This window comes from Pseudomonas antarctica (assembly GCF_001647715.1).
Classification (GTDB): Bacteria; Pseudomonadota; Gammaproteobacteria; order Pseudomonadales; family Pseudomonadaceae; genus Aquipseudomonas; species Aquipseudomonas antarctica_A.
Genome location: NZ_CP015600.1, coordinates 1,352,360 through 1,368,543, shown reverse-complemented (window position 1 = coordinate 1,368,543; position 16,184 = coordinate 1,352,360). Strand labels below are relative to the sequence as shown.

31 protein-coding genes are annotated in these 16,184 nt (G+C 59.2%); 9 read left to right on the top strand and 22 right to left on the bottom strand.

Features of this window, described 5'->3' with window-relative positions; all coding sequences use genetic code 11:
• Positions 1–2: 2 nt before the first annotated feature.
• The 22 genes from A7J50_RS06005 to A7J50_RS31750 form a co-directional block, all read right to left on the bottom strand.
• Positions 3–425: a hypothetical protein gene (locus A7J50_RS06005; protein ID WP_064450968.1), complete on the bottom strand. Its 423-nt coding sequence runs from the start codon at positions 423–425 to the stop codon at positions 3–5.
• Between the two features lie 164 nt (positions 426–589).
• On the bottom strand, positions 590–913 hold the full coding sequence (locus tag A7J50_RS30420; protein WP_335711414.1) for an HNH endonuclease signature motif containing protein: 324 nt from the start codon (positions 911–913) through the stop codon (positions 590–592).
• Positions 910–1,092: a hypothetical protein gene (locus tag A7J50_RS06000; protein ID WP_064450967.1), complete on the bottom strand. Its 183-nt coding sequence runs from the start codon at positions 1,090–1,092 to the stop codon at positions 910–912. The genes A7J50_RS30420 and A7J50_RS06000 overlap by 4 nt, the downstream gene beginning before the upstream one ends.
• A complete protein-coding gene (locus tag A7J50_RS05995) occupies positions 1,089–1,379 on the bottom strand; it encodes a hypothetical protein (RefSeq protein WP_064450966.1) in 291 nt (96 codons plus the stop codon). The genes A7J50_RS06000 and A7J50_RS05995 overlap by 4 nt, the downstream gene beginning before the upstream one ends.
• 60 nt (positions 1,380–1,439) lie before the next feature.
• A complete protein-coding gene (locus tag A7J50_RS05990; protein WP_064450965.1) occupies positions 1,440–1,778 on the bottom strand; it encodes a hypothetical protein in 339 nt (112 codons plus the stop codon).
• Complete coding sequence (locus A7J50_RS05985) at positions 1,778–2,149, bottom strand: hypothetical protein (protein WP_064450964.1); 372 nt, start codon at positions 2,147–2,149, stop codon at positions 1,778–1,780. The genes A7J50_RS05990 and A7J50_RS05985 overlap by 1 nt, the downstream gene beginning before the upstream one ends.
• A gap of 50 nt (positions 2,150–2,199) precedes the next feature.
• The gene (locus A7J50_RS05980; protein ID WP_156526254.1) at positions 2,200–3,201 is read right to left on the bottom strand and encodes a phage tail tip fiber protein; all 1,002 of its coding nucleotides are present in this window, start codon (positions 3,199–3,201) and stop codon (positions 2,200–2,202) included.
• 263 nt (positions 3,202–3,464) lie between these two features.
• Positions 3,465–3,782 carry an FxLYD domain-containing protein gene (locus tag A7J50_RS05975; protein ID WP_064450963.1) on the bottom strand — a complete coding sequence of 106 codons (318 nt, stop codon included), beginning with the start codon at positions 3,780–3,782 and terminating at the stop codon, positions 3,465–3,467.
• A gap of 187 nt (positions 3,783–3,969) precedes the next feature.
• Entirely contained in the window at positions 3,970–4,518 is a 549-nt protein-coding gene (locus A7J50_RS05970; protein WP_064450962.1) for a hypothetical protein, read from the bottom strand.
• Positions 4,515–4,814, bottom strand: a complete 300-nt coding sequence (locus A7J50_RS05965) for a hypothetical protein (RefSeq protein WP_064450961.1) — start codon at positions 4,812–4,814, stop codon at positions 4,515–4,517. The genes A7J50_RS05970 and A7J50_RS05965 overlap by 4 nt, the downstream gene beginning before the upstream one ends.
• Positions 4,811–5,401 (bottom strand): hypothetical protein, encoded by a 591-nt coding sequence (locus A7J50_RS05960; protein WP_064450960.1) that lies wholly within the window; start codon positions 5,399–5,401, stop codon positions 4,811–4,813. Before A7J50_RS05960 ends, A7J50_RS05965 begins: the two co-directional genes overlap by 4 nt.
• A complete protein-coding gene (locus A7J50_RS05955; protein ID WP_064450959.1) occupies positions 5,388–6,824 on the bottom strand; it encodes a replicative DNA helicase in 1,437 nt (478 codons plus the stop codon). The genes A7J50_RS05960 and A7J50_RS05955 overlap by 14 nt, the downstream gene beginning before the upstream one ends.
• Positions 6,821–7,642, bottom strand: a complete 822-nt coding sequence (locus A7J50_RS05950; protein WP_064450958.1) for an ATP-binding protein — start codon at positions 7,640–7,642, stop codon at positions 6,821–6,823. Before A7J50_RS05950 ends, A7J50_RS05955 begins: the two co-directional genes overlap by 4 nt.
• Positions 7,629–8,381 carry a hypothetical protein gene (locus A7J50_RS05945; protein ID WP_064450957.1) on the bottom strand — a complete coding sequence of 251 codons (753 nt, stop codon included), beginning with the start codon at positions 8,379–8,381 and terminating at the stop codon, positions 7,629–7,631. The genes A7J50_RS05950 and A7J50_RS05945 overlap by 14 nt, the downstream gene beginning before the upstream one ends.
• Positions 8,378–8,605: a hypothetical protein gene (locus A7J50_RS05940; protein ID WP_064450956.1), complete on the bottom strand. Its 228-nt coding sequence runs from the start codon at positions 8,603–8,605 to the stop codon at positions 8,378–8,380. The genes A7J50_RS05945 and A7J50_RS05940 overlap by 4 nt, the downstream gene beginning before the upstream one ends.
• Entirely contained in the window at positions 8,602–9,000 is a 399-nt protein-coding gene (locus tag A7J50_RS05935) for a hypothetical protein (RefSeq protein ID WP_064450955.1), read from the bottom strand. The genes A7J50_RS05940 and A7J50_RS05935 overlap by 4 nt, the downstream gene beginning before the upstream one ends.
• The gene (locus A7J50_RS05930) at positions 8,997–9,443 is read right to left on the bottom strand and encodes a hypothetical protein (protein ID WP_064450954.1); all 447 of its coding nucleotides are present in this window, start codon (positions 9,441–9,443) and stop codon (positions 8,997–8,999) included. Before A7J50_RS05930 ends, A7J50_RS05935 begins: the two co-directional genes overlap by 4 nt.
• Entirely contained in the window at positions 9,440–10,243 is an 804-nt protein-coding gene (locus A7J50_RS05925) for an ORF6N domain-containing protein (RefSeq protein ID WP_064450953.1), read from the bottom strand. The genes A7J50_RS05930 and A7J50_RS05925 overlap by 4 nt, the downstream gene beginning before the upstream one ends.
• Positions 10,240–10,530, bottom strand: a complete 291-nt coding sequence (locus tag A7J50_RS05920) for a hypothetical protein (protein ID WP_064450952.1) — start codon at positions 10,528–10,530, stop codon at positions 10,240–10,242. The genes A7J50_RS05925 and A7J50_RS05920 overlap by 4 nt, the downstream gene beginning before the upstream one ends.
• Positions 10,527–10,823 (bottom strand): hypothetical protein, encoded by a 297-nt coding sequence (locus A7J50_RS31325; protein WP_156526253.1) that lies wholly within the window; start codon positions 10,821–10,823, stop codon positions 10,527–10,529. Before A7J50_RS31325 ends, A7J50_RS05920 begins: the two co-directional genes overlap by 4 nt.
• Positions 10,820–11,143 (bottom strand): DUF3077 domain-containing protein, encoded by a 324-nt coding sequence (locus tag A7J50_RS05910; protein WP_064450950.1) that lies wholly within the window; start codon positions 11,141–11,143, stop codon positions 10,820–10,822. The genes A7J50_RS31325 and A7J50_RS05910 overlap by 4 nt, the downstream gene beginning before the upstream one ends.
• Positions 11,144–11,281: 138 nt before the next feature.
• On the bottom strand, positions 11,282–11,569 hold the full coding sequence (locus tag A7J50_RS31750; RefSeq protein ID WP_082895830.1) for a helix-turn-helix domain-containing protein: 288 nt from the start codon (positions 11,567–11,569) through the stop codon (positions 11,282–11,284).
• 95 nt (positions 11,570–11,664) lie between these two features.
• Here A7J50_RS31750 and A7J50_RS05905 point away from each other — a divergent pair, with 95 nt between their 5' ends.
• From A7J50_RS05905 to A7J50_RS05870, 9 genes are all read left to right on the top strand, one after another.
• Positions 11,665–12,393 (top strand): XRE family transcriptional regulator, encoded by a 729-nt coding sequence (locus tag A7J50_RS05905; RefSeq protein WP_237140891.1) that lies wholly within the window; start codon positions 11,665–11,667, stop codon positions 12,391–12,393.
• A gap of 93 nt (positions 12,394–12,486) precedes the next feature.
• On the top strand, positions 12,487–12,867 hold the full coding sequence (locus A7J50_RS05900; protein ID WP_064450949.1) for a LuxR C-terminal-related transcriptional regulator: 381 nt from the start codon (positions 12,487–12,489) through the stop codon (positions 12,865–12,867).
• Positions 12,868–12,931: 64 nt separating this feature from the next.
• On the top strand, positions 12,932–13,180 hold the full coding sequence (locus A7J50_RS05895) for a hypothetical protein (protein WP_064450948.1): 249 nt from the start codon (positions 12,932–12,934) through the stop codon (positions 13,178–13,180).
• Complete coding sequence (locus A7J50_RS05890; protein WP_064450947.1) at positions 13,177–14,004, top strand: SPFH domain-containing protein; 828 nt, start codon at positions 13,177–13,179, stop codon at positions 14,002–14,004. Before A7J50_RS05895 ends, A7J50_RS05890 begins: the two co-directional genes overlap by 4 nt.
• Before the next feature lie 52 nt (positions 14,005–14,056).
• Positions 14,057–14,875, top strand: a complete 819-nt coding sequence (locus A7J50_RS05885) for a hypothetical protein (protein WP_064450946.1) — start codon at positions 14,057–14,059, stop codon at positions 14,873–14,875.
• The gene (locus A7J50_RS05880) at positions 14,863–15,264 is read left to right on the top strand and encodes a hypothetical protein (protein ID WP_064450945.1); all 402 of its coding nucleotides are present in this window, start codon (positions 14,863–14,865) and stop codon (positions 15,262–15,264) included. Before A7J50_RS05885 ends, A7J50_RS05880 begins: the two co-directional genes overlap by 13 nt.
• Positions 15,261–15,428, top strand: a complete 168-nt coding sequence (locus A7J50_RS31545) for a hypothetical protein (protein WP_167353676.1) — start codon at positions 15,261–15,263, stop codon at positions 15,426–15,428. The genes A7J50_RS05880 and A7J50_RS31545 overlap by 4 nt, the downstream gene beginning before the upstream one ends.
• On the top strand, positions 15,415–15,939 hold the full coding sequence (locus tag A7J50_RS05875) for an HNH endonuclease signature motif containing protein (RefSeq protein ID WP_064450944.1): 525 nt from the start codon (positions 15,415–15,417) through the stop codon (positions 15,937–15,939). Before A7J50_RS31545 ends, A7J50_RS05875 begins: the two co-directional genes overlap by 14 nt.
• Complete coding sequence (locus A7J50_RS05870; RefSeq protein WP_064450943.1) at positions 15,936–16,184, top strand: hypothetical protein; 249 nt, start codon at positions 15,936–15,938, stop codon at positions 16,182–16,184. The genes A7J50_RS05875 and A7J50_RS05870 overlap by 4 nt, the downstream gene beginning before the upstream one ends.

Genomic DNA, 16,184 nt, shown 5'->3' with positions numbered 1-16,184 from the left:
GATTATTTAGCACCCTGCTTGCGACCGTTACCGGCGAAGGCGTTCCCCTTTGGCTTCTCAGAACCTGACGAAACCTTACGCCGACTGGCCGGGGTCATTCCGAACTCTGAAAAAAGCGCTTTAAGCGCCGTGGTTTCTGCCGCTGTCGACTCCATATCTGCCTTGGCCTTCTTCCGAAAGCACTGCCAGGCGAAACAAAGCTGTTCCAGCGAATAGAGGTCGACGACCTGCAGCACCCTAGCGCTGACAAGTTGCCGGCCAAGTGATCGCCACATTTCGGAGCCGTCGACATTGAGGTGCTGCGGCGGATCTGGAAAGTCGGCAACAAGATCGAACTCCGGCGCGTCTGCTTCCTCGCGATCCGGGCGAGTTGTACCGGCCAGAACCTTGAGGTGCGGGGCCGTTGGCTTCCGTCCTCGGGTCATTTTTGGTCCTTCAATTTTGGAAATCTAATTTTGACGGTGCGAAAAAAACGTTTTGGCGCGGTCTAGAAGCAAATGTCTCTGAAGTTCCTACCCTCCCCCCATGTCGTAATGCGAAATAATCTCAACACGTTCATTTACGCCCTGTTTTAGTGCCTTTTTGCTCTTCAGCGGCGAGCGTTGCCAAACCCACCATCCTCGGATGCTGTCTTGCGACTGTGGCATGTGTGGCATAGGCCTTGCCACTGGGTGACGTCCCAGAAGATGGTCATGTCGCCTCGATGCGGCGTGATGTGATCCAAGTCAGTGGCGGGCTCAACCCTTCCTTGTCGCTCACACTCAGCACACAGTGGGTGCTTGCGTAGGTAGCCTGTCCTGCCTTGTTGCCACCGGTATCCATACCCTCGCTGGGTGCTGGTGCCACGCTGCTGCTCGACTGGTTGATGCAGAATGGTCTTGGCTGCTGCTGGTGCGTGGCGCTTCGGCCTCACTGGCACGGTGTGCCATCCATGTAGGTCAGTGGCGGTGCATCGGGGTCTTGCTCGACCTGATCATCTGCCAGCGCCTGGATCAGCAGGCTTTGCTGCTCGGCCATCCGCTCGAGGATTGCCGTCTGCTTCTTCTGCTCTTCCAGGCTCTCCTGGAGGAACTGGGCAAGTAGCGTGTTCATTGCGCTGCCTGTGCATAGGTGCGTGAATGCGACTGAAGGTCAGTGATGTCCACCTCGACGATGCGGGCCTCGGCACTCACTGGCTGGATGATCTCGGGTAGCACAGTGATGGTGGCTTCCCACACTCCACCCGCACTGGCCGTTAGGGTGACACCGGTCACACCGGTCAGCTCACTGCCGTCGCTCAGCATCACCTTCGTGCCCTGTGCCATCTGGGCTTGGCCTGGCTTCTGGTTTGGTGGAGGCATGATCGTGACCACGCTCAAGGAGTTGCTTTGCTCGCTCATATCCCAACCTCGTCATCTTGTTGATCCATTCGCGCCTGGCGGCGCATCCATTGCAAGCCACTACTGAGCCGCTCGACTGAGCGCTTCATCCGCCTTATCTGCAGCCTTGGCCGCCGTGTCTGCAGCCTGGACTGCTGTGTTCGAAGCCTCTTGCACCTTGACCGCCGCGTCCTGAGTCTTCTCGGCCAACGTGGTCAGCCGCAGGTCCCGCTTACCCAGGGCCGCGTCGTAAGCGGCGCGCACTTCGGCAAGCTGCTTGGTCTGCTCGCTGCTGGCCGACCAGACTCCGGCTTGGTAACCAAGGATCAGGCCGCCGGCAACCAGCACTAGAGCGATTACCCACACCTCTACGCGCCTCCACCAGTGGCGGGCAATGAAGTTGATTGCGCATCTCTCCATCAGGCGATACCTCCAAGCTTAGTGCGCAGGCGGTGAATTTCTTCGCTCTGCTCTGTGACGCGCTCAGTGAGCTGGCCCACCTGACTGGTGAGGGCTTCGATTTTGCCTTCCATGCGACCCACTGCGGCGGCAAGGTCATTGCGCTCCTTGGCGAACTGATCAGCGCGGGCCTCAGCCTCTTTACGTGCGGCGCGCTCTTGGTTCAGGAGTTCGTTCAGCCGCTTCAGCGTGCCGATATCGGCGCTGTCCATTGCCCGGTCGGTCGCGTCCTTGGAGAGGAACTTCCTCAACCACAACAAGCCTCCGAGCAACACGGTTCCGGTACCGCCTAGCCATGCGAATGTGCCTGGGCCGAGGTCGTTTGGGTCCATTGTTGCTCCGGTGTCTTGTGGTCATCCCGGGTTGGGAGTGAAGGAATGGATTAGCGGCGGCGCCAGAGCAAACCACCCTGGCGAAGTTCGGCGCGGATGACCTCCTTGACCTGATCGGCCTGCGCCGGGGTCAACTTATCAGCCTGCTCTTTCAGGTCCTGGCCAAGCTTGGTCTCGCTGATCTTTCCGGCGATAGCGTCAAGCACCGCATCAACGCCTCCCGCCAGCTTCCGTTCGAATTCAGTCGGGTACTTGATCGCGAACTTTTCAGCAGCTGTTATAAATTGCGACGACAGCCCAAGCCCGATGCCCGCGGCATAGCACTTACCGTCGGCGGCGAGCTTCATCCGCACACCCCATGCGGCCGGCCATGGCGACTTTATGATGCCGTCCTGAATCGTGGCCTCGCTGAGGTAGACCTTGTCGCCATCAACCCTGAAGGGCAGAGGCTGCTCAGGCTCTGGCTGGTCCAGATTGCCAATCGTGTAACGCACAACGCCGTTACAACTGACGGTGGTCACGCCATTCTTGATGCTGATGTGGGAGCCGGCCATCTCCGCCTTCTTCAGGCGATCAGCCAGCTCTTCCTCGGTTTCGAGACGGGAGTAGCTCAGGAACAGGCGAGCATTGAACGATTCATCGCCGTAGCTCGCATCGAACTCTTCGAACTCGGCGGCATGGCGATACTCTTCCGCAACCTTTTGCAGTTCGGCCTGCATGAACTGGAGCAGGTTGGCGGCGTTCTTGGGCAAGTCGTATTTGCTCCAGCTGGACACCTCGACCGACACCATCTGACGCTCGGGCGCATTCGCCGCGCTGCCAAGGGTGCAAGAGTTAATCTCGAACTCGCCGGTGAGGCTGTTGAGCTTCCAGCCGGAAACGCCAGGCACGTAGTTGGCGCTCTGGATATCACCGACGCGCGCTGTTTCAATTGATCCGATCCGCGCTGCCAATGCCGCGTCCGCCGCCACTCGCGCAGCCGACTCGGTCTGGATCTGGGTGCTGAGTGCAGAGAGCTGAGCGCCAACAGCTTGAAGTTTAGGATCGGACATTTGCTGTGCCTCATAACGAGAAAAGGCCCGCCGATATGGCGAGCCTCTGAAATAAGTTTGCGTGTCTCTCCACGCCTGTCCGTCTGAGCCGGCCCCAATAGCACAGGATGAGCTGCTCAAGCTGCCGGTGTTCTTTCGTAACGCGTGACTACCGGCGATACCGCGTCCAGGCCCGCCCGAAGGCCCACCCTGGCTATGGCTCTCACATCGTTTTTTGGACATAAAAAAACCCGACGCTGTGGTCGGGCTTTCATAAAACGGAATCAGTAGATGTCAATGCCGCTCAGTTTGGCTTGGGCAAATGGCGCGGTGGTTGGTGCTGAAAACTTCCAGTTCTCCCCGGCGCCAATGTCCGTTGCGTGAGCCACTGTGTTTCCGATGACATTCCAGCCCGCGTCATAGAGTTTGAACTTCACAAATACAGCTTTCAGCGGCGCATTGGTATTGTTATGAGCCGTGCCCATTACTGCGGTGAATCCTTCCGGCGCCTGGCCTGCATGAATATCGGACAACGTTACCCGGTCATCTGCAATTACAGCCGTGGACATAAGAAGTGCTGCTATGGCGAGGATCTTCCGCATCGGTACTGCTCCATTTTGAATAGAGCTCAACCTTTGCCCAACCAGCGGAGGCTGTCAACGGATCATCACAGCAACGCCTTAAACCCAGGCATAAAAAAACCCAACACTATGGTCGGGTTCGGCGGCAGTGCATCTCCTAGACACACAACCGCAATGTGGTGAATTAGATTCTCATTTTCTCAGTTCGTCAAGCCGCTTCTGCTATCAGCCCCGCTTCATTGAGAATAACCCAGGCTGAAGCGATTGCCGTGTCCCGCTCGGCCTCCAGCCATTTGCGCAGGTCAGACCGCCACCGATACAGCGTCTTTTCTGGCGTGGGCGTCTCGGCATTGTCCCAGGTGTGCAGCACCATGAAAGACTCCGGAAGGCGCGGTGTTGCCCATGCCGTCACGCACTTGGTCCTGAACAGGTGGTGAGACTTGCCGGGTGCTGACCGGGCCAGGTGCGCAATCGCGGCGAAGCGCTGCTGCTGGGTTGAGCCGTCAAGGTCGACCATGAAGTGGGCCACCAAGATATGCCACTGCGGCGCCGCCAGTACTCGGCGTAATAGCGCTCGGGTCATGCTGTCCTGGGTCAGTTGATCAAACCGATCCATTGGGCAAGGATTGTCGGCGCGCTCAGCCTCCCATGCGTCAGGTTTGTACTTGTTCTGCCACCCAGCGCCTTTGTGGAGCGATATCGAGTCGACGTTCATTGCTCGCATTACGGCGTGTTCTGCGCTGCGGTATACGCTCATGCAGCCCTCCGAATTCGACGTGGTGGCGGGTTGTCGTCCAGGCCCAGGATATTTCGCAGCAGCTTGTCGGCCGACTTGCTCTTGGCGTTCCCTTCTGCCACCCAGCGCTTGCAGTAATCCCCGAACTCGATATTGACCCGGGTGGCGTGCCAACTGGCGACCATATCCAGAAGGCAGGCCAATGCCAGCGCACCACCGACCTTCTCTTGAGCCAGGCCGTCCCCGGCAATCTTCAAGAACTTGCGCTCATGTTCCTGCAGGCTTTTGCGCGGCAATGCCGCCGTGACGTTACTCATAGAGTGGCACTCCGTACTTGCAGATATTCGTTTGGCTTCATGCCGTTGCGAGCCTGGGATGAGATCGCATGGCTCCAGGCGCGATACGCTTCCTCGGGCGAATCCCCAACTCCAGCCCAGGGGTGTTCCTTGGCGTAGCACCAGAACGTGCCGCTGCGGCCGGTGATACGAGCCTTCGGCAGTCGCCCGGTGAACCCGACCTTGCGCCGCGCCAGCCAACCCTCGACCGCGGGCCAGATGATTGCCTGCTCGGGCTTGGAGAAATCACCTTTACCGCCGTTGCTGTAGACCTCGGCCAGACCATAGTCTTGGTTTGCCACCCACAAGACGAACCCGCTTGGGGTGTGGATCAACTTGTAACCCTTCATCGTCCAGGCCCAATCCTCGGGATAGTCGCGGATCGATGCGGCGATGCGCTCGGCTTCGGGATATTCGGGCGCCGGTACGACAGTCGTGCCCAAGGGAAGAACGCATGGCTTTCCGGCTTCCAGGGCGGACTGCAAGGCTCTCAGCGATTCACCGGAAACGAAAGGTGCGGGAGCGGCGCTCCGCCCCAGCAGGCGGTCAAGCAGCTTAAAACTTCTCATCGTTCTTCCTCCCCTTGAAGCGACTGGCGAGCGGGCGCCCCATCTCAACCTCTTCTTCTGACGGATACGGGTTGCCAATCAGCTCGACAAACCTGTGATAGGCGCCCTGGTGCTGGACGCGGCATGAGCCGGTCGGGCCGTGCCGGTTCTTGTCGACGATCAGCTCGGTAACCCCGGCCTTGCCTGCGTCGGATTCACCGTCGCGGTGCACCAGGATCACCACGTCGGCGTCGGCCTCGATCTGCCCTGAGTCGCGCAGGTCGCTTTTGGTCGGGCGCTTGTTGGGGCGATTGCTCGGGCCGCGATTGAGTTGCGCCAGCACCACGATCGGCACGCCCAGCTCCTTTGCCAGACGCTTCAAGCCTTTGCTGATCTCGGTGACCGTCTCGTACCGGCTTGCCGCTTTGGTTTCGCCGTTGACCAGGCCGATGTAATCCAGGGCGACGAACGCCAGGCCGTGCTCGCGCTTCACTGTCCGGCAGATTTGGCGAATGTCCCGCAGAGTCAACGAAGAGTCGTCGCACATGATCAGCGGGGCATCCATCAGCTTGTTCACCGCCGAGGTTAGGCCTGGCCAATCAGCGTCGGTCATCGAGTGGCCTTCGTTGATGTGCTTGAGCTGTACGCTACCGACCGAAGCCAACGACCTGTTCGTCAGCTCCACGTCCGTCATTTCCAGCGAGAACACCAGCGCCGGCTCGTTCTTGACCAGGGCGACACGCTCGGCGATGCCTAGACCCAGGGTGGTCTTGCCACTGCCGGGCGTTCCCGCCACCACCACGACGTGGCCAGGACAGATACCCGGGATGAATTCATCCAGCGACGGCAGGCCCGTATCGAACCCGAGGCTTGCTGTCCGGTTGAACCGGCGGTCAACGCCATCGATCGCCTCGGGCAGAATGTCCTTGATGAACCGGTACCGGCGGCGGGAGTCGAGACCCTCCGCTTCAAGCGACACCCACGCCTGCTGGCCCTGGCTCATCACCTCATCAAGCGCCTCACCGTCGATCAGGCGCTGGCTCATGATTCTCGCGGCGGCGATAACCCGGCGAGCCACGGAGCGCTGCTTGACGACCCGTGCGTATTCGTCAAAGTTCGCGGCGCTCGGCGTGTTCTGCACCAGAATCCCTACAGCAGCCACAGAGCTCTGCCCGTCAGCAAGGAAAGGGCGAGCCTCACAGATGGTCACAACGTCCACTGCGCGACCTCTGGAGCGCAGCCCCAGCACGACCTCGAACAACTCGGCGCACGCGGGATGGTGGAAATCCGCTACGGACAGCTTCCCTCCGGCCTCATCGATCAGGTCGGATTGCTGGATCATGCTGCCAATCAGGGCGTATTCAGCCTCATGGCTGTAGAGCGCCGAATCGGGAACCTGCTGGTAGGAAGATGGGGAGCCGTCGAACTCAGGGTAATCCCTCATGCCAGGCCTCCCGATCGAGCAGACTTCCAAGTGAACGGCGCCAGTAGGCCCTCGTTTTCGCGCAGGCGATCAGCGGCGCGCGGGCCGATGAAGGTGTGCAGATCCTCCGGTTTCTGATTGCTGATCAGGATGGCGGGCTTGATCAGTTGGTAGCGACGGTCGATCACCTCGTGCAACAGGCCGGGCGTGAAGTCCTTCCCAGGCTTCGCGGTGTGCATACCAACCTCATCGATCACCAGCAGGTCGACAGATGCCAGCTCGTTGATCAGATCCGTCTTGGACGGCCCCGAGTTGCTGCGGAAGCTATCGGTTACCGCCTGGGTGATCGACTCGGCGGTAACGATCAGGCCTGTGCTGCCGTCGTTGCGAACAATGCACTGCAAGATTGCGCAGGCCAGATGCGTTTTGCCGGTACCGATCTCGCCCATCAGCATCAGCGCGCGGCCGGCGGCACGATGCTCGTCGAACTTATCGGCGTACTTGCGGCAGATGCTCAGTGCGCGCTGCTTGGCCTTGTCGTCGCCGGTGACGTAGCTGCTGAGGCTGCACTTGCGAAAGCGTGGCGTGATCCCGGTGGCGATCAGGTCTTCGTTCAAGCGTTCGGCTGCGACCTCCAGCACGGCCTGCAGGTGCGCGTCCTGATCCTTTGGCGTGTTGTACAGCGCCTGCCAGCGGCACGCCGGGCAAGTGTTGAGCTTCCACGATCCGTCGAACTGTTCAACCAGCGACTGCTTGAACGCGTTGTGCCCTGGAGTACCGCACGACTTCTCACGGGTTTCAGCCAACTCCGGCGCCAGGATGAATTTAGAAACGGTCATTGGGGTACATCTCCTGGGTGTGGGTTGGGACGCTGAGGACGGCGCTTTGGTTGGCGTGGTGCGTGGTGCCATATGCGGGCTTGAGCTCGTCAGTCCAGCGCTCACCGTTGAGCCAAGTAGCCGCATTCGGAACGTAGCGGCCGTCATCCTTGGTCCAGTCGCGGGAAGCGCGGTGGTTGCCCAGAGCGGTCATCAGAGTCAGGCGAAGTTCAGCGCTTGGCTTGAGCTTGTCCCATGCCTTGCGAGCGTCTTTCTTCGATTTCTTGTTCGGGTACAGCTTCCAGAACACTTCGAAGGCTTCGGCCAGATCCTTGTCAGCCATAGGTTTTTCAGTACTTGCTGCCTTATTCAGTACTTGCTTACCTTCAATACTTACTAGGGGGGGATTTACCGGCGACGGTTCAACCGGGCCCGGATAATCCGTCGCCGGTGATTCCGACACGGTGTAGGACCTTCCGCCGAACTCGCCACCTTCGGCACGCTCAAGGAAGATTTGCAGATAGCCGGCCTGCTCAAGCTCGCGTATCAGGCCCCTGACGGCATCGCGGCCCGATGCCTTGCCCAGGCAATCCTTGGTCTGCCCGATTAGATGGTGCGTGGAGACTTCCCAGTGATCAGGCTTGCCCAGAAGGAACACCAGCATTCCCCTGGCGCCCCAACTCAGGCGCTGGTCCTCACTGATTGCTTTGTTGAGCAGGTAGAAATTTCCCTCAGGACGAGGGGCGCGAATGATGCTCATACGTTCAGCTCCCGCGTCACCCGGCGCACGAAGTCGTCATAGGTCTCAGACATGACGAAGCCCGCCTGTTCCAGCAGCTCGCGATGAGCCTTGGCGCCGCTGTACATCTTCCAGCGCTCGCGCTCGGGCAGATCGGCGAACGAGGCATAGCTCGGCCATGGGCCGACGATTACCGGCGCTGTACGGGCGTCCTGGGGGGGGGCAAGAGGGTTGGTGGTGGTCATTGCAACGTCTCCCCGCTCGCCGTGGCGCGCCTTACCAGCGTCAACGCCGGACGTTTCGCCACAAGTGCATCAGGTACCGCAAAAGAGGCGCCTGTGAGGATCATCAGCCGGCGCACGGCGGTGTCGAGGCGGCGCTTGGCGCTGTAGCGTTTCTGTCTGGCCTTGTGGAGCGCCGTGCACGCATCGTTGGTGTACTCGATCACTCCGGCATACCGAGGATCATCGAGACGGATACCGCGGTGGTTTGGCTCGGGTTCGCCGTGGGCGCGGAAGTAGGTCTGGTACATATCGTTCAGTTCATTGCGACGGCGGCTCACGGCCAGACTGGAACGGTGGTGATCAATCGACAGCTCGATGATCTGGGCTTTGAGTTCGTTCTTGCTGTACTTCTTCATGCTGTAGCCCCCTCTTCCACCATCCAGCGCTCAGCGATGATCTGGTCTTTGAAGCTCAGGTCATCAACCCACTTTTTGAGTCGCGCAATCTCAAGCTCCCCAATCTCGGAGTCGAGCAGTTCTTCTGCCGCCTCGATGCGGACAGCGGAAACGCAGATCTGCCAGGCCGGATAAAAGCTCAGTCCCGTCAGAGCCATGATCTGGCGGTAGATGGTCAGAGAGACGCGCTCCAGGTCGATGAGCTGGCCTTGGTTCAATGGGTGGCGCTTGATGCGAGGCTGGTCTTCTGGCGCATCGATCAGGTTGTGGATGTGCCAGTACGCCTGAACGAGCGATACCAGGTCGCCGCCCTTTGCAGTGGGTTCTGGCACGTTAAGGTGCTGCCGGATGATCGCAGCGATCTCCATCGTAAGGCTGGCGACAACAGGGCTGTTCTTGATCACTGGGAATCTCCATCGGCGCCAAACAGGTCAGCCAGGTCAATTTGGTAAACGTCCATCCAGGCGCCAGCGGGCCAGGCGATAACCGAGCCGAATGTGGGATGGATAACGTGAGAGGCTTTGATGCCGCGTGCTTGGCACCACTTCTTGAGCGGGCGCCAGCCACTCCTGCCGAACTCGCGATCAAGGGCCTTCTCGACGGCGACGATGGTTGCCTGAATCACACCCATGCCTAGGCGTTCCTTAAGTTGGCGAGCCTCGCGAACGGCTGCAGAAGCCGTGGCCATCGCGGTCGCTTCACGACGCGAACCGATCTCGGCTTTGGTTTCGATAGCGTGGTCACGCTGCTCGATCGCCAACTTCTCGGAGCGTTTGGATTCCAGCAGATGCTCCAAGGCGCTGATGAAGTCGGTGGGTAGCGCCGGCGCCAGTTTGGGCTCCGCACGAAAGTATCGATTTACCAGTTGGCGCTGTACGTCCCAGGCCAGATCATCGGTCAACGATTTGACGATCATCAGGTAGCCCTGCTCCGTAAGCACGATCAGTCCCCTGTTGGGAATCTCGGCACCTAAACCTTGGATTTCAAGGTTTTGGGACTTGGCGAGCAGAAAGTAGTCAGCCCCCTCAATGAAGCGCTGGCGATTCTCGCGAAAATTGCGCGCAGCGGTACCATCGACACGCTGATGAACCTCGTCGATCATCGCCAGCGTGACCACCCGCTGGCCCCTGTACTCGACGATGGGCAGCTCGGTGTTGTGAATGGTGATGACGGCACCGCCGTCTGGGAATTCGGCGATGGTCATGGGCGGCTCCCGACGTGAATCGCGTCGTGGGCAGCGCCAGCGTGCCGATGCGGGAAAAGGAAGTTCCGGCTGCGAAACGTCACCATCTCTATGCGACGCTCAATTTCCGTGGCCAATGGGTTTTCAAAGCCACCCAGCGCCGGAATAACTTGCAGCATCAGGATTGCCCTGAGCTCCCTGAATGCGGCGCGAGCCTCGTTCATACGGGCCATGTCTTCGGCACTTAGGACTGTGTCATCCAGAAGTTCCCCTTCGAGGCAATCGATGATGGCCAAGGAGGTGGTCATGGACGCACCTCCGAATCCCGCGCCACGTTTTCGGAATCGCCGTTTCGTGGCGCCGGTCCAGTGGCGAACAGGTCGCTGCGTAACTTTTCGAGGGTGGCTTCCGCTTGGCTGGACATACCTCCCGCTACTGACGCGCCCAGGATTACCAGCTGGTCGAGGGTTTCGCGCACGAGGTCATCGTTTTGCATTGAAAAAAACAAAGCCTCGACCTGTGTAAGCGCCTCCTTGCAGGCCCGCAACTCATTCATGGCAATGCAAGCAATCTCGCGATTAGTAATGACGGATGTGGTCACTGGGCACCGCCTTGGCGATTGCCATACTCGACAGGGCCAACGCTGGCATCGACCAGGGCAGCAGATGCTTCGATTAGGAAACGCACACCGTATATATGGTTCGTGGTCATGCCTTCGTCGGTCAGGCTGGCCATGATCTCCAGCGCTGAGCCCATGAGCATCGAGGAAAGATTGAGAGCTTCTTTTGCCGGCTTCCCGCAGCGCACTTCGAGCAGCGACGATTCATACTCCCTGTGCGAGAGCTCATGAAAAGGAGTGCCATCAGTGAGTAGCGCCTCTTGCACTACTGTGGGTTTGTTGCTATTTTTCGGGTGCGTCATATCGTTCTCCAGAACGAAGAAGTGCCAAAGCCACCAGCTCCACACTGGTAGCAACTAAGAACCCGCCTCCACAGCGGGTTTTTTATTGCCTGGATGAAAGTCAGCCAGACAGCAAAAACTGGAATGGGTTACAGGCCGTCATGGAGCTGACCGCCTGGAACTGGATGGATGAACAGAGGGTTTGCCAGACTGATCGTTGGTCGGGATCTGAGGCATCATTTGATTCAAGGTCGCGGGCAGCTTCGCATCACTTAAAGCTAGCGACCTGGCATGCATATCCAGAATTGCCTGGCCCGTTGAGAAACGAATATCACCGCCTTTCGCCGCACGGTTAATCGTCGGCTGACTAACACCGATGTCGCGAGCAATCGCTGATTGTGAAATGCCTAGCGCCGAGAGGGCTCTGATTGCCTCTTGAGGATTCATATTGCAAACCTATTCGCATTTGTATTTTTAGAATACCCATACGAATAGATGCGAGCAATACAATTGCGAAATTCATTTCCAAATAGGCCAGCCACATGTCTACAGACGAAAACATGCCCATTGGCGATCGAATGCTTACCGCCCTACATCAGAAAGGATGGTCCTCATCTGAGCTGTCACGCCGATCCGGAGTACCGCAGCCCACGATCCATAGGATTGGCGCTGGTGTTTCTGCGAGCCCTCGACGAGACAGCATCGACAAAATTGCCAGAGCACTGGGTGTTAGCGCGGAGTGGTTGTGGACTGGCAAAGAGACAAGATCGACTAGGTCACCATCCACTGACATTTCGGACCTGAGTCTTTGGGACGAGGCCACCCCCCTCGATGATGATGAAGTCGAGGTGCCTTTTTTGCGCGAGGTAGAGCTGGCAGCTGGATCTGGCAGGTTCGCAATTGAGGAGGATCAAGCCGAAACCCTGCGGTTTCGAAAAAAGAATCTCCGAAAGAATGGTGTGCAGTTCAATCAAGCTAAGTGCGTGACCGTTCGCGGCAACAGTATGATTCCAGTGTTGCGCGACGGCGCCACCGTCGGTGTAGACCTGGGCAAGACGAGCCTCGGCGACATCATTGGCGGCGATCTCTATGCCATTAATCACAACGGCCAGCTACGCGTTAAGCAGGTTTTCCGGCTTCCGACCGGCCTTAGGCTACGCAGCTTCAATCGCGATGAATATCCGGATGAGGATTACACTTTCCAAGAAATGCAGGATCAGCAGATCGCTATCCTTGGGCATGTCTTCTGGTGGGCGATGTACGCAAAATAGTAAATCGCATAAAATCTATTCACTTACGTATTGACTGAATAAATTCATTCACGCATAGTTTGCTCCATCGCACCCCAGCATGGAGCTTCAGACATGACCACCAACACCCTCACCGCCGGCAACTGGCAGGGCACCCTCAAGATGGGCCTGGCTCCTCGTGAGCTTGAAGCCACCCTGTGGGCCGCTGCCGATCTGACGGTGAAAGAGATTGGTCGCGTCATGGGCATCAGCCCAACTACCGCCGAGAAGCGTCTCGACAGCGCCCGCTTCAAGCTGGGCGCCAAGACGATGCGCGGCCTGGTGCTGGAAGCATTCAAGCGCCAGATCATCAGCCCGCTGGTGATCCTGCTGTGCATGGTGATCACCGCTCAACAAGCCAACACTGAACAGTTCGGTCGCATCCGCCGCCCAGGCGAGCGCCGCATTGAGACCCGCGTGGCCGTACGCCGCATCGAGGCCGCTCAAGCCGTTTAACCCAACCTGAATTCTGCGAAAGCCAACAAACGCGGCGGGCCTTTGCTCGACCTGGAGAAAGTGAATGACTCGTAAACCGATCACCCCGTTCCAGTTGTTCAAGGTGCTGATTTCGATCCTGATCTATATCAGCGCCTTCGCAGGCTGGCTGCTCTTTGCCGCCCGAGACCTGATCAGCAGCAGTTCCGACCTTGATGTTGTCGGCGGTTTCTTCGGCACGGCGGTCTGGCTGATCGCCACGGCCTGCCTGTTCCTGCACATCACTACACCAAAACCCGGCCAATCGGCCAACACCACGGAGAAAGACCAATGAAGCGGATCGCCGCTGTTGCAATGCTGTGCCTGCTCGCCGTCACGGCGGGCTGTTCGAAGGTGCCCGCCGGCTACACGGGCGTAATCGTGAACCTCATGGGTAGCGACAAAGGGGTAGCGCCCACCGAAGCCACCGTCGGCTACAAGTGGCTGACGCCGAACGAGGAACTGTTCCTGTTCCCGACGTTCGCCCAGAACTTCAACCTGCAGCAGGTCAAGTTCCAGGACCGCGACGGCATGACGATCAGCGCGCCCATCGGCATCACGCTGCGCGCCAAGCCCGGGGCGGCACCTTTGCTGTTCCAGACCTACCGCAAGTCGATGGACGAGATCATCCAGGTCAACGTGCCGCAGGTGGTGCGTAACGCCTTCAACAACGCCGGCTCGAAGGTCAAGGCCTCCGAGGTTTACGGGCCAGGCAAAGAAGCATTCCTGAAAGCCATCGAGCAGCAGGTGCAACAGCACTTCGACAGCAAGGGCATCGTCGTCGAGTCGCTCTACCTGAATGGCGAGATCGTGCTGCCGCCCCAGGTGGTGGAAGCCTTGAACAACAGCATCACCGCCACCCAGAAGGCCCAGCAGCGCGAGAACGAATTGCGCCAGACCGAGGCCGAAGCCGCCAAGGTGCGCGCCGCAGCCCAGGGCGACAAGGACGCGGCAATCCTCAAGGCCCAGGGCGAAGCCGAGTCGCTGAACATCCGCGGTGAAGCGCTGCGCAAGAACCCGGGCGTGGTTGAACTCAACGCGATCGAGAAGTGGGACGGGAAGCTGCCGGTGTACATGACCAGCGGTACTGCCACCCCATTCATCGGCATCGGCAAGTAACCGACCAATCGAGGCGATGCCCCAGATATGGGGCGTCAGCCAGGAGATCAGCATGAGCGCCATCGAAACCAAAGCCCAGGTACTGCCGCCACCTGAGCGCATAACCGTTGTTCTGCGAGCGCAGGAAGGCGAAACCCTGGAACAAGTCCTACCGTTCGTTCAGCTCGGCGCACCAGTGTCCATCGGTCGCGGTCTGGCCGTGATCGCCGGCGCCAGCGATGAAGACCTGCAGATGGTGTTGGGTAAGGAGCGCGACGAGCGCTTCATGGATATCGAACGTCTGGAATCCGCGCTGGAGGTGGACAAGCACCTGGCCATGGCTGCGCCGGTAATGGCGAACCTGCTCAAGCGTATCGACGTGAAGGTGGGCGGACTGATGGCCGTCGCTGGGCACGGTATGGCGCCGAGCGAGGAGATGTGGAGCGAAGCGGAGGATGCGCTGGCCGAGATTGAGCTGGTGCTGAACCTATCCCAGGGTAAGCCGTATGCCCCGTCTCATTTGATAGACGAGGTGCCTCTCGAAAAATTTAAGGATCACCTAGAAAAATATTTGCCGGAGAGTTTGGCGGGGGCCGTACAGGCTGAATCAACTACCCAAATTCCGGGTAGTTTCACCACCTCGGTGCCCACCGCCTTTAATGCTACGAACGTAGCAGTTTCCGAGCCGTTCAACATCGACGATCACGTCCTGATGGCTGCGAACGCTCGGCGCTACGAGTGGCTCCGCGACCGTGACCGGGTAACCGACTTCGACACCGATCTGTGCGTGGCTCGCGACGACACCGTTTACTTCGGGCACGACCTGGACAAGAACGTCGACGACGCGATGCGCCTGGCTCACCTGGAGGAATTGCACCCATGCGCCGACTGATCTCGACGGCAATAAAAGTTGGACAAGTTGTCCCACTTTTCCGAAAGGGTGGGCGGATTCCGCTCACCCTCTCTGGAAGCTGGCTCAGGTTGCACCAGCGGGGTGGGAAGAGTGTTCCCACCCTCATCACCCTGCTGCTGATCGCTGGCCAGGCCACCGCCGGCGAGCAGTTGATCGACGTCCAGCACGACAGCGTGCGCGGCGTCACCTGCTGGATCATCGCCGGTACAGGGATCAGTTGCCTGCCGGATAGTTCGCTCCTACAGGCGTCCGCCAGCACCGCCGCCGACGAAAGCCAAGCGGCACGGGCCTATCTGGCAACTTACATGTGCCAAAACGAGCAATTGGGCACCACCCCGCTCCCACAGCAAACGGGGTTCCAGCTATGAACCACCGCAACGGAACCAAGGGCCAGCGCCTGATCGAGCTGTGGTCTGCCCTGCAGGATCGCAACACGACCGTGCTTCGGATTGTGACCCTCTCCACTGAGTGCGGCATCGACGCGCGCCGGGTGTTGGCTGACCACTTTCAGCAGGGCCATGGTCGTGCGTGAGGATGGTATCGGGCGGAGGTGGACTGAGCAGGAAGTCGCACTGCTGACCGAGCTATACCCGCTGACGCCTATAACTGAGCTCGAAGCAAAGGTAGGCAAGACGGCCGGCCAGATCAAGAACAAGGCCGCCAACCTTGGGCTGAAGCGCGACCAGTCAGTATCGGGCGCCACCCGATTCAGGCCATATCCACTCGGCCCATCAAGCCACAACTGGGTTGAGCCGGGAGAGAGACGGGATGACGGACGTTACATCCGAGTGAAGCTGCCCAGTGGCAAGTGGGTGCTGGAGCATCGCTGGGTTTGGGAGCAGGCGAACGGCCCTGTTCCCGACGACTGCGTGCTTGTCGCGGAGGACGGAAATATCAGGAACACGACCTTGGCCAACCTCAAGCTGGTGACCAAGGACGAGCATTGCAGGCGAAACCAGGTACGCAAATATCCAACTGAGCTACAGGACGTAATCCTGGCCCAGCAAGACCTCAAGAGAGCAATACGGGAGAAGAAATCATGAAGAACAAACTGAGCGATCTGCGGAACCACCTCTTTGCGCAACTTGAGGCTGTGCGCGAAGCGTCCGATGAGGACTTGGCCAAGGAGGTGCAACGCGCCACCTCCGTCTCCGACATCAGTCGAGTGCTGATCGAAAGCGCCAAGGTGGAAATCGACTACTTCCGCCACATCGGCGGCGAGAACAGCGCCAGCAGCTTTATCGAGTCGAAGCCGGCACTACCTCCAGGCAAGGCGACGCGTCAATGA

Bases quoted from the DNA above. Each gene is read 5' to 3' on its own strand.
- A7J50_RS06005 (WP_064450968.1), bottom strand. From the start codon at position 425: ATGACCCGAGGACGGAAGCCAACGGCCCCGCACCTCAAGGTTCTGGCC.
- A7J50_RS06000 (WP_064450967.1), bottom strand. From the start codon at position 1,092: ATGAACACGCTACTTGCCCAGTTCCTCCAGGAGAGCCTGGAAGAGCAG.
- A7J50_RS05995 (WP_064450966.1), bottom strand. From the start codon at position 1,379: ATGAGCGAGCAAAGCAACTCCTTGAGCGTGGTCACGATCATGCCTCCA.
- A7J50_RS05990 (WP_064450965.1), bottom strand. From the start codon at position 1,778: ATGGAGAGATGCGCAATCAACTTCATTGCCCGCCACTGGTGGAGGCGC.
- A7J50_RS05985 (WP_064450964.1), bottom strand. From the start codon at position 2,149: ATGGACCCAAACGACCTCGGCCCAGGCACATTCGCATGGCTAGGCGGT.
- A7J50_RS05980 (WP_156526254.1), bottom strand. From the start codon at position 3,201: ATGTCCGATCCTAAACTTCAAGCTGTTGGCGCTCAGCTCTCTGCACTC.
- A7J50_RS05975 (WP_064450963.1), bottom strand. From the start codon at position 3,782: ATGCGGAAGATCCTCGCCATAGCAGCACTTCTTATGTCCACGGCTGTA.
- A7J50_RS05970 (WP_064450962.1), bottom strand. From the start codon at position 4,518: ATGAGCGTATACCGCAGCGCAGAACACGCCGTAATGCGAGCAATGAAC.
- A7J50_RS05965 (WP_064450961.1), bottom strand. From the start codon at position 4,814: ATGAGTAACGTCACGGCGGCATTGCCGCGCAAAAGCCTGCAGGAACAT.
- A7J50_RS05960 (WP_064450960.1), bottom strand. From the start codon at position 5,401: ATGAGAAGTTTTAAGCTGCTTGACCGCCTGCTGGGGCGGAGCGCCGCT.
- A7J50_RS05955 (WP_064450959.1), bottom strand. From the start codon at position 6,824: ATGAGGGATTACCCTGAGTTCGACGGCTCCCCATCTTCCTACCAGCAG.
- A7J50_RS05950 (WP_064450958.1), bottom strand. From the start codon at position 7,642: ATGACCGTTTCTAAATTCATCCTGGCGCCGGAGTTGGCTGAAACCCGT.
- A7J50_RS05945 (WP_064450957.1), bottom strand. From the start codon at position 8,381: ATGAGCATCATTCGCGCCCCTCGTCCTGAGGGAAATTTCTACCTGCTC.
- A7J50_RS05940 (WP_064450956.1), bottom strand. From the start codon at position 8,605: ATGACCACCACCAACCCTCTTGCCCCCCCCCAGGACGCCCGTACAGCG.
- A7J50_RS05935 (WP_064450955.1), bottom strand. From the start codon at position 9,000: ATGAAGAAGTACAGCAAGAACGAACTCAAAGCCCAGATCATCGAGCTG.
- A7J50_RS05925 (WP_064450953.1), bottom strand. From the start codon at position 10,243: ATGACCATCGCCGAATTCCCAGACGGCGGTGCCGTCATCACCATTCAC.
- A7J50_RS05920 (WP_064450952.1), bottom strand. From the start codon at position 10,530: ATGACCACCTCCTTGGCCATCATCGATTGCCTCGAAGGGGAACTTCTG.
- A7J50_RS05910 (WP_064450950.1), bottom strand. From the start codon at position 11,143: ATGACGCACCCGAAAAATAGCAACAAACCCACAGTAGTGCAAGAGGCG.
- A7J50_RS31750 (WP_082895830.1), bottom strand. From the start codon at position 11,569: ATGAATCCTCAAGAGGCAATCAGAGCCCTCTCGGCGCTAGGCATTTCA.
- A7J50_RS05905 (WP_237140891.1), top strand. From the start codon at position 11,665: ATGTCTACAGACGAAAACATGCCCATTGGCGATCGAATGCTTACCGCC.
- A7J50_RS05900 (WP_064450949.1), top strand. From the start codon at position 12,487: ATGACCACCAACACCCTCACCGCCGGCAACTGGCAGGGCACCCTCAAG.
- A7J50_RS05895 (WP_064450948.1), top strand. From the start codon at position 12,932: ATGACTCGTAAACCGATCACCCCGTTCCAGTTGTTCAAGGTGCTGATT.
- A7J50_RS05890 (WP_064450947.1), top strand. From the start codon at position 13,177: ATGAAGCGGATCGCCGCTGTTGCAATGCTGTGCCTGCTCGCCGTCACG.
- A7J50_RS05885 (WP_064450946.1), top strand. From the start codon at position 14,057: ATGAGCGCCATCGAAACCAAAGCCCAGGTACTGCCGCCACCTGAGCGC.
- A7J50_RS05880 (WP_064450945.1), top strand. From the start codon at position 14,863: ATGCGCCGACTGATCTCGACGGCAATAAAAGTTGGACAAGTTGTCCCA.
- A7J50_RS31545 (WP_167353676.1), top strand. From the start codon at position 15,261: ATGAACCACCGCAACGGAACCAAGGGCCAGCGCCTGATCGAGCTGTGG.
- A7J50_RS05875 (WP_064450944.1), top strand. From the start codon at position 15,415: ATGGTCGTGCGTGAGGATGGTATCGGGCGGAGGTGGACTGAGCAGGAA.
- A7J50_RS05870 (WP_064450943.1), top strand. From the start codon at position 15,936: ATGAAGAACAAACTGAGCGATCTGCGGAACCACCTCTTTGCGCAACTT.